The sequence below is a fragment of the Bradyrhizobium sp. genome (assembly GCF_016462955.1).
Taxonomy (GTDB): Bacteria; Pseudomonadota; Alphaproteobacteria; order Rhizobiales; family Xanthobacteraceae; genus Bradyrhizobium.
Genome location: NZ_JAEMSD010000208.1, coordinates 1,567 through 11,054 on the forward strand (window position 1 = coordinate 1,567; position 9,488 = coordinate 11,054).

Annotated in this window: 9 protein-coding genes; 2 read left to right on the plus strand and 7 right to left on the minus strand. The window is 66.6% G+C overall.

All coding sequences use genetic code 11. The annotated features are described in order from the left end of the window. The 3 genes from JHD07_RS20790 to JHD07_RS20800 form a co-directional block, all read right to left on the minus strand. Window positions 1-2,624: tetratricopeptide repeat protein (locus JHD07_RS20790; RefSeq protein WP_291625341.1), on the minus strand; the 2,624-nt coding region annotated here is incomplete at its 3' end. A 359-nt stretch (window positions 2,625-2,983) separates the two neighbouring features. Next, on the minus strand, window positions 2,984-3,745 hold the full coding sequence (locus JHD07_RS20795) for a hypothetical protein (protein WP_291625322.1): 762 nt from the start codon (window positions 3,743-3,745) through the stop codon (window positions 2,984-2,986). Window positions 3,746-3,761: 16 nt separating this feature from the next. Further along, complete coding sequence (locus tag JHD07_RS20800) at window positions 3,762-3,950, minus strand: hypothetical protein (RefSeq protein ID WP_212067156.1); 189 nt, start codon at window positions 3,948-3,950, stop codon at window positions 3,762-3,764. A gap of 253 nt (window positions 3,951-4,203) precedes the next feature. Here JHD07_RS20800 and JHD07_RS20805 point away from each other — a divergent pair, with 253 nt between their 5' ends. Continuing rightward, window positions 4,204-5,178, plus strand: a complete 975-nt coding sequence (locus JHD07_RS20805) for a DUF2336 domain-containing protein (protein ID WP_291625328.1) — start codon at window positions 4,204-4,206, stop codon at window positions 5,176-5,178. Between the two features lie 70 nt (window positions 5,179-5,248). Here the strand turns inward: JHD07_RS20805 and JHD07_RS20810 are convergent, their stop codons facing one another. From JHD07_RS20810 to JHD07_RS20825, 4 genes are all read right to left on the minus strand, one after another. Next, entirely contained in the window at window positions 5,249-5,593 is a 345-nt protein-coding gene (locus JHD07_RS20810) for a DUF1491 family protein (protein ID WP_291625331.1), read from the minus strand. 48 nt (window positions 5,594-5,641) lie between these two features. Further along, window positions 5,642-5,854 carry a hypothetical protein gene (locus JHD07_RS20815; RefSeq protein ID WP_291625333.1) on the minus strand — a complete coding sequence of 71 codons (213 nt, stop codon included), beginning with the start codon at window positions 5,852-5,854 and terminating at the stop codon, window positions 5,642-5,644. 154 nt (window positions 5,855-6,008) lie between these two features. Then, window positions 6,009-6,740 carry a peptidoglycan-binding domain-containing protein gene (locus JHD07_RS20820; RefSeq protein ID WP_291625335.1) on the minus strand — a complete coding sequence of 244 codons (732 nt, stop codon included), beginning with the start codon at window positions 6,738-6,740 and terminating at the stop codon, window positions 6,009-6,011. Beyond that, window positions 6,733-8,589, minus strand: a complete 1,857-nt coding sequence (locus JHD07_RS20825) for a PAS domain-containing sensor histidine kinase (RefSeq protein ID WP_291625337.1) — start codon at window positions 8,587-8,589, stop codon at window positions 6,733-6,735. The genes JHD07_RS20820 and JHD07_RS20825 overlap by 8 nt, the downstream gene beginning before the upstream one ends. A 414-nt stretch (window positions 8,590-9,003) precedes the next feature. On the opposite strand from JHD07_RS20825, the gene JHD07_RS20830 reads away from it, so the two are divergent. After that, a complete protein-coding gene (locus tag JHD07_RS20830; RefSeq protein ID WP_291625339.1) occupies window positions 9,004-9,447 on the plus strand; it encodes a DUF5330 domain-containing protein in 444 nt (147 codons plus the stop codon). Window positions 9,448-9,488: the final 41 nt, after the last annotated feature.

The window sequence follows — 9,488 nt, forward strand, 5'->3', positions numbered from 1 at the left end:
CCGTCGAGCTTTGGGCTGTTCCGCCGCTTCAGCAGGCCGCCGCGCGGGATGTTGCCGCCGGCGTCGGCGACCTGGACCTTCTCTCCTCCGCCTTCCGCCTCGGCGTGCTGCTCGCTGTTGAAATAGGGATCGCCGAAGGCCACGAGGTCGCCGCGGCCGGGCTTGCCCGGCGGCAAGTGCCGCAGCGTGCGCAACGCCGCCGCCGACGGCACCGTCGACACCGCATGGGTTCGCGCCAGCCACGGCACGTTGCGATAGCCGATAAAGAGCGGGTCCTCGTCGGCGGCCACCTCTGCTGCTGCTGTCGGCAACAGGGCGAGCGGCAGCAGGCCCAACGCACCGTTGGTGACGACGATCAGGTTCCTGGCCGGCTTCCAGCCGCTCTCGACCGGCTTGAGCAGCAGTTCGTAGAGCTCATGGCCGAGCTTGAGATCGAACGGCGGAATGTCCGAGATCATCGCAGCCTGCGGCTCGAGCGCCTCGCGCAGCTTGCGGATCTTCCTCTCGACATCACCGATGCTGGCCTGCACGACGGCGAACGCCACCGGCCCGGATTTCGGCACGGCCCAGACGAAGCTGCCATTCTGGCCGAAATAGAACGACAGCATCGCCTCGTCATCGGCGAGGGTCGCACGGATCTCGGCAACGCTCGGCGGCTTGGGCGAGACGAGGTCGGCATAGATCGGGAACTTGCGCTTGATCTCCAGGCGCGCCGTGTCGCGCTGGCCGCGCAGAGTGGCGATCGAGGCTTGAATCTGCTGAACGCCTTTTTCGTCGCGCTCCGTTGCGGGAAGGGCGAGCACATTGTTGAGCGTGCCGAGCTGGGCGTTGACCTGCTTGGTGAGATCCTGCTCCTTGCGCACGAGTTCGGCGAGCGCGGGATCCTTCGCCGCCGCACGCGCGCTCGAGGCTGCAAGCGCCTGCTGCACAGAGCGGCCGCGGACCGCGTCGGCGAGGCTGAACGTCTCTTCGCCGACGTCCTTGCCGGCGCCTTCCACCCTGCCGAGCAGCAACAGGTAAGTTTCCACGATGATCTGCAGCCGCTGGCTGCGCGCGGCCACCACGGTCGTGTTCTCGTCGTCGGCATTTTCATTGGCACTCGCCATCATCACCGGGATGGCAGCCCTGAACTCGCGGATCGCATCGGCATCGCGGCGGGCGCGCATCAGCCCGACCGCCAGCGTGCCGCGTGCCGCGGCGGCGTCGAAATGATTCTCCCCGACCCGGGCGATCTGCTTCTTCACGAGCTGCTCGGCGGCGGCAATGCCGGCGTCCAGCTGCCCGGAACCATAGAGCGACAGGATGCGCGAGGGATTGAGCTCAAACACCTGGCGGCGCTGCGGGTCCCAGCCGACGACGGCCTTTTCAATCCGCGCAAACATCTCGCCCGCTTCGGCGTTCTGGCGCCGAAGCGTCAGAATGCCGGCGAGCTGCGACAGCAATTGAACCGTCGCCTGCGAATCCGCGGGCACACCCACCGTGGTGTTGATGTCGAGGGCGACACGGCCGAGCTTCTCGGCCTCTTCATAACGGCCCTGGTCGACCAGGATCCCCGCCAGGCCCATGACGAAACGCGGCGTCACAGAGTTGTACTTGCCCGTATCCTTCAGGCGCGACAGCAGCGCCCGGCGCGCGTCCACCTCGGCCTCGGCCAGCCTGCCCTGCTTCGCCTTCATGCGTGCCTGGCTCAACACGATGCCGTCGATCGCCTGCAACAGAATGGTCTCGGCCGGCGCACTGTCCGACGCCATGATCGCCTTCGTGCTGGCCCGCTTGCGCAGCTCGGCGGTGCGATAGGCGGCCTCGGCATCGGCAAACTGTCCGCGTGCCTCGAAGATCGCGCCGCGGGTGAGCTCCAGCTCGCCTTCCCAGCTCTGGCCGAATTTGGCATAGGCCGCTCGCCAGTTCGGATGGGCGCTGGTGCGGGCCTCCTGAATCGCGGCCTGGCTGCGGCGAAGATAGGCCTCAGCCTGCGCGAGGTCGCCCATCTGAAGGAGGACGGCCGCGATCCCTCGGTTCGTCACGAACTGCATCCCCTTGGCGCCGGGCATGCTGGCCGATTCGCGCAACAGCCTCTGCATGATCTCGAGCGCGCGCTTCGGATCGCCCGCGAGCGAGTGCTGCAGCGACTGAAGCTGCAGCATCCGCCCGAGCTGGTTGGGGCCGACGGCGCCACGCCCGACCTCCACGGCCTTGTCGGCATCAGCCATCGCTTCGGCGAGCCGGCCGAGCTGCGCGCGTGCATTGGCGCGATCGAAATAGAGCTGCGCGAGATCCGGGCGCGACTCCTTGCCGGTGGGCACGGCGTCGGCTTCCGACTTCAGTTCCGCAATCATCTTCTCGTCGGGCTTGTCGCCGTCGAGGATCGCCGTGATGTCGGCGATGCTGCGCGGCGGCGCGACGAAGTCTTTCGGGAGCTCTGCACCAATGTCCAGCTTCGGTGCCGCCTCCTTGGGAAGCTCGACGGCAACATTGGCGCGGCCATTGGCGGCCGTCAGCGCCGCCATCACGCAGGCCCTGACCTGAGGCGTTGCCTTGGCGCGGCAGGCTTCGAGATTGGCGCCGCCGCCCGGCCCTCCGCCTGCGCGCATGCACGCCTGCACGATCGGCTTGCCGACCGTCATCCGGCAATTCTCGAGCGCAGCCTCCCTCGACAGCGCGGCTGCAGAGCCGGTCGATAGAAGCAGAATGGCGAGTGCCAGCAGGTGGCGCGAGGTAAGGTTCGGACGACTCTTAAACGGGCCAATGGCCTCTAAGCTCATCGAAGGACCTTTGGGAAAAATGACTTGAAGAAACGAGATGATCCTATCCCGACCGCGCAGAAGGACAAGGGCAATCAAGGCGGTTCCCGAATGCCTCAACAGGGCTGGTGGCTGCGGTCCGCATGAGTTCCGCGGACAGCGAGTCGGCGGCTCGAGCCGATCGTGCTGATTGGCCGCAAAGAAAGGGTGGCCGCGTTCAGCCGGCACCTTGGCGGTGCGGATCAGCCCTTCGAGACGACCGCGCGCCCGTAAGGCGGTTGCCCCTGGACCGGCGGATTGGCGGTCTGCGCGGCCAGCTCGCCGATCAGGCGGTCGGCATCGGCGGCCATGCCGTCGGGCGCCTGGATCACCAGGCGCTCCAGCGCCCAGCGATAGGACGAGATGCGCTGCTCCAGGCACTGCTGCACCCACTGGACGATCAGCGAGTTCTCCTGCATGCGCGCGACCGCATCGTCCCTCTCCCTCGGCGAGAGCGCGGAGACGCGCGCCATGCTGGCATCGCGCTTCCTGTCGAGATCGATGACGCGGATCGCCGAGGCGAAGAACGGCTCGAAGCGGGTGATGTCGTTGCGCACGTCCTCGATCAGCTGGGCATAGCGCGAGGAATGCGAGCGGTGCGGCTCGTCGATCAGCGTGCGGCCGTACATGGTGCGGTCGAACACGACTTTCTGCCGCCAGGGCGAGGGCATCGCCTTGTAGTCGCCGAACACGCTCTTCCATGCCGGGCGCGACAGCGGCGGCTCGATCATGGGATAGGCGAGATCGCGAAGCTGACGCTCTTCGTCGGTGAGCTGGAATTGCGAGGGCTTCAGGCCGACGCTGGAGGTGACCTCCGCACCCAGCCAGCGATGCATGTCGTCGCTGCGCATGCTCTCGCGGGTGCGGCCGAAATCGCCGCCGCTGCAGGCGCAGAGCGTCGCGCCCGCAAGCGCGAGCAGGACGGCCGTCACAAGGGGCCGGATCTGGCGGATGGAGTCCGGCATAGCATGAAGCCGGATGTCAGCGGCGGCGACGACGGCGCCCCGGCGCTGTGCCCTGCTCCGGCCCGCGATCGCCGCTGGTTTCGTCCGCCTCACGCTCGATGCGGATCACGGGAAGGATCAGGATCGTTCCCATGTCCGCGCGCGGAGCGACATCCCCGGACGAGCCCACCCGGCGACCGGCCGGAAATTCGATGATGGTCCCCATGTCAGCTCTCTCGATTGCCGCGCGACCGAACGCGCCCCAGCAACATGCATTCATTAAGATCAGTTCATGGTTAACGGGGTGTAAACGCGGCATTGGAACCGTAACCCCACGGGCTGCACCGCGCCGTCCCGTTGCGACACGACAACGCCGCAAATTGCACGCCCGGCTTCACGGCTCGTTTTCCTTAACGAGCCTTTAAAAGAACGTGCGCTAGGCTCGCCCCGAGTATCTCTTCCGAGTTGCGTACGCCTCCATGACCAAGTCGCTGTTTCCCGGATTCGACGGGCTGATGACCCTGTCCCGTCGCGAAGGTGTCGACGTCCGCCCGACGCTGCTGCGCGTGCTGACCGACCTCTATGTCCAGACGAGCACCCACAGCGAGGACGAGCAGCGGCAGTTCGTCGAGCTCGCGACACGGCTGATCGACCAGGTCGACGATGCGACGCGCGCGGCGGTCAAGGCGCGACTCGCGGTCTATCCGCGGACGCCTGTCCCCGTGCTGCAGAAGCTCGGGCTGGTCGCGGCGCAGGAAGGCCGCCGGGTTCCGTTGGCCCGGGAGATCCCGACGACGTCGCCTGCACCCGCTCCGGTGCGCGAGCCGATCGAGGCCGAGCAGCGCCTGACCGCCAACATGGCGATGCAGCCGAAGGAAGCCGCCGAAATCCACGACATGTTCTTTCGCGCCGGCGCCTCCGAGCGCGCGCTGATCTTGCACAATCTTTCGCAGACCCCGCTGAAGGCGGCGCCGCGCATTCCCACCGTGCGCGCCAGGCGCGCGATCCAGATCCTGGAGATGGCGGCCATCGCAGGTGACGTCGAGAACTTCGCCTTCGAGCTCGGCGACAGCCTGATCCTGCCCTCGCGCGTCGCGGCACAGATCGTCGGCGATGCCGGCGGCGAGGCGCTCGCGGTCGCCGCGCGCGCGCTCGACATGCCGAGCCCGGTGTTCCAGCGCATCCTGCTGTTCTTCAAGCCGGAGATCGGCACGTCGGTGAACGCCGTGTATCGGTTGTCGCGGCTCTACGACCGCCTCGCCGAGCGCTCGGCGCTGGTGATGCTGGCCGCCTGGCGCGGCTCGACGCTCGCCGTCACCCGCGCGAAGTATCAATCGGCGTTGCACGACGGCGACCGCCAGCGCGCCCGCGCCGGCGCAAGCCAGACGCGACCGGGCGTGCAGCCGGGCGCGAGCCCGGCGGTGCGGACGGGGACCGGTTCGTCGGAGCGCTGATCGGCTCGGGCACCGGCTCTGCACGGCACCGCTTGCGCGTCGCCGTTTGTCCGGGACACGAGAGCGATAGCTACGCCTTCGCCAATTCCAGAAAATGCCGGCCCGCGCGATCCTCGGTCTCGACGATCCAGGCGTCAGGGTCGAACCGGATTTCCTTGGTCAGCCGCTCCTCGACGGTTTGCTCCGGCAGTGGCTGCGGTGCGACCGGCACGAAGAAGCGATCGACCGGCCGGTCGTCGTCGTAAGACGACTGCGGCGCCGGCGCATACAGCATCGCATTGCCGTCGAGCAGCGCCACCTTGACGAACACGGCGCCCGCCTCCTCGGCACCGCGGCGACGCACGGCGCCGAACACGCCTTCCGTTTGGCAGCGGCGCAGGTAGGCGGCCACCCAGATGTTGGATTTTAGACGCATGAGTTCAACGATAAGCCAGCGCGAGGTCGCGCGCCAGCCTCGTGCATCTCACGCTTTGCGTATGTCGCCCTGACCACCGCGAATTTGCGTCGCGACGACATATGACAGCGGCATCGCGAGCGCGAATCCGATCGCCACGGCATAGGGGATGTTCCTGATGGCGTCGGCGGCGAAGCTCGGGACCATCAGCACCACGATGAGGCTGACGCCCGCCAGCACCGTTCCGAGCATGATCCAGACGAGAATCGAGACCTTGAACATGACGACCTCTCTTCCTTGATGCGGATGAGTGATCATGTTCCGGCAGAGCGCCGCCCTTCATTGATCCCACGCAAATCGCTCGCTCGCAAACGCCATGCTGATGTGCAGAGAAGTGATATGCGGAGTTGATCGGCGTCAATGACTTGCCGGAGCGTTATTCCACCGGATGGCCGATCGCAGCGGCCAGCTCGCGCAGCAGCCGGTCCGACACTTGCCCGGTGACCTGCATCTTGTGCTCGCGCTCGAACTTCTGGATCGCGGCCTGGGTCTCACCGCTCATCGTGCCCGTGATCTTCAGATTGCCGTAGCCGTATTCCGACAGCGCGCGCTGCACGCCGGCGATGCGCCGTGCGGCCGGGCCTTGCGCCGGAATCGGCGCCGGCGGACGCAGGGCCGCGGGCGGCGTCGAGGTCGTGGCCTTGACCAGATTGGTCATCGGATCGTTCGACCGCGTCGAGGCGGCCGCCTCGACAGGCTTTTCGGGCGCCTTCTCGGCCATGCGTTCGGCAGGCTTGGAATCGGCGGGCTTGGTCTCCGCAGGCCTGGGCTCGGCCCGGAACTCCGTCGCGCGCGGCTCGAGCGGCGAGGTATCGGCGCCGACCGGGCGTGGACGCGGCAGTGGATTCGGGAGCGGCACGGAGGACGGCGCGGGAAGATGGATCACCGTGCCGAACATCGGCGCGGGGTGGCGGCCGGTCTGGAGAAACAGCGCATTGGCCACGATCGCAGCGATCGCGCCGACGGCGACGAGGCCGGCCAGCGTATCCTTGGGGCTGTGCAGCAGCACGCGCAGCACGAGGTTGCGCTCGGTCTCGACATCGACGACCGCCGCTTTGGCGCCACGGCGGCGCGGCGCGTTGTCGTCCTTTGCAGACTTCCTAGGCACTTTTCTTCACCAGAGCGGGTTGGTCGTGAGTTTGGTCGTGAAGGTCCTGGCGCAGCCCCGGCGTCAAGGTCGCGATCTTGCCCTCGCTCGCCTTCTCGTTCGCCGGCTTGACCTGCGGCGGCGCGTAGACGAGCGGCAGCTTGACGGTGACGGCAGTGCCCTCCCCCAACCTGCTTTGTACCGTCAATTCGCCGAGATGCAACGCCACGAGACTCTTGACGATCGAAAGTCCGAGGCCGGTACCTTCGTGTCGGCGCTGATAGGTCTTGCCGGCCTGGAAGAACGGCGCACCGACGCGCTCGAGGTCGTCGGGTGCGATGCCGACGCCGGTATCACTGATGCGCAGTGTCAGCTGCGAACCCGCCACCGCAGCGGAAACGGAAACCTGCCCGCCGCGCTCGGTGAACTTGATGGCGTTGGCGACGAGGTTGAGCACGATCTGCTTGAAGGCCCTGGGATCGCCGGTCATGACCGGCAGGTCCTGCGGCGCGTCTGTGATCAGGTCGATGCCGTTCTCCCGCGCCTTCAGCGCCAGCAGATTGCAGCAATGCAAGAGTGAGGCGCGCGGCGCGAACGGTTCCGGCGCAATCTCGTAATTGCCGGACTCCATCTTCGACATGTCCAGGATGCCGTTGACGACCGAGAGCAAGTGCTGGCCGGACGCGTTGATGAGCTCGGCGTATTCCTTGCGCTGGGCCACGCCCAGCATCAGGGCCTGCTCCTGCGCGATCATCTCGGAGAAGCCTATGATGGCGTTGAGCGGGGTCCGCAGCTCGTGACTCATGGTGGCGAGGAAACGCGTCTTGGCGGCATCGGCCGCCTCGGCGGCGCTGCGCGCCTGATCCAGCGCCTGCTCGGACAGCTTGTGGCCGGTGACGTCGCGCATCACGGCGACTACTTCGCTCTCCTGCGTGACGCCATGGGCCCTCTCCTGGTCGAGGGGGCGGCAACGCATCTCGACCCAGATGAAATCGACCTGACCGCGCTCCGCACCGACGGGTTCCCGCCGCAGCCTGAACTCGACGCTGCGCACGTCGCCGCGCGCCGCATCGGACAATGCCGTGAGATATGCCGGCCGGTCGGCGACATGGACGCGGTCGAACAAGCCATGGCCGAGCAGTTGCGTCACCGGCAGGCCGAGCATCGCCTCTGCCGCAGGCGAGATGAACTCGACGGCGCCGTTGCGCTGATGCCGCGAAATCACGTCGCTCATATTGCGGGCGAGCAGCCGATAGCGCTCCTCCTCGCGCGACAGGAGTGCGACACTGGTACGCGCGAGCGACTCGGCGCCGAAGGCGAGGCCCGCGGCATAGAGGGTCGCCGACGCAACGCCGAAGGCCATCAGCACACCACGCTCCGCAGCGCTCGGTTCCACCGCCGGCACCCAGCCGAGCTGGCCGATCAGGATCAGCATCCCGACGCAGGACAGCGCGAGCAGCGAGGCGAAAGCCGCGACGCGACGCGAGGCCGACAGCGCGGCTTCGAGGGGAACCACGACCAGCCAGACCGCAGCGAAGGATTCGATGCCGCCTGTCGTGACCGCGACCGCCATGATCAGGCCGGCGAGCGCCAGCGACGACAGCACATGCGCGCCCTCGTACCGGCCGGTGCGCGACAGGAACCAGGATAACATGATCGGCGCGATCAGCCAGGCGAAGGCCGCGACCTCGATCGCGCTCGGCGCGCCGCGCATGGCGAGATAGACCGGGAATGCGGCGAAGGCGACCAGGCTGCCGAGCAGCCGCGGTGCCATGAAAGCACGATGGCGCGCCCGCATCAGCGCATCGTAGCGCGCGGAGGGATGCAGCAGCGCATCGAGACAATCGCGGATGATACTCAAAACTGTCACGGGTCTCGCGCTTCAGCTCAATCGTCTTATGGAAGACGCGCCGGAACGCCTCCTTGTCGTTGAGCCACCGTGTCAGAGCGACCTTAAACGAGTGCTAAGGCGGTGCCGAGTGCCGCGGAACACCGCGTGATCGCGGAGCTTTTTAGACAATTTGGCGAGGTCTTCGCTGCGGATGGTGAACACAGGGTTTCACCATCCTCCGCATGGTTTCGAATTGGTGGACGAAGGGCCGCCCGGGGAAATCGCGAGCCGTGGACGTCAATCGAAAATTTACGAGACCGCGGCTTGCGAAGAATCTTGGGTCAATTTTCCACGAATTAAGCTCAAGGCAATCACTTGCGATTTATCGAGGGTTGCTAGGTCCGACTTCCCCGGAGATCGCCGCGGGCGGACTCTAACCGACAGGTCGACAAGATGCGCTTTCTGCTCCGCATCACATTCTGGCTCGGGCTGGTGCTGGTGCTCCTGCCCAGGGACAAGACGCCCGAATCGGAGAAGATGCCGCAGATCGGCGCCTCCGATGCGGTGCAGGCTGCTACCGCGGCCGTCTCCGACATGACCCAGTTCTGCAAGCGCCAGCCGGCGGCCTGCGAGGTCGGCGGCCAGGCCGCGACCATCATCGGCCAGCGCGCCCAGGACGGTGCGAAGAAGCTCTACCAGATCATCAACGACAAGAAAGAGCAGATCACCAACGACAAGAACGACGGCAGCAAGGCCGATCACAAGAAGGCGCCCGACCATACCGGCTCCATTGCGTTTGCCGGAGAAGGCGACATCGCCGCGAGCGAAGCGCCGCGCGATACCCTGACCCAGGACGACCTCGCGCTGGAATGGCGCGGCCCGGGACCTGCGAATTAACGCCCAAACCCTATCGATTTCGGCTCCTCGCATCCCTATAT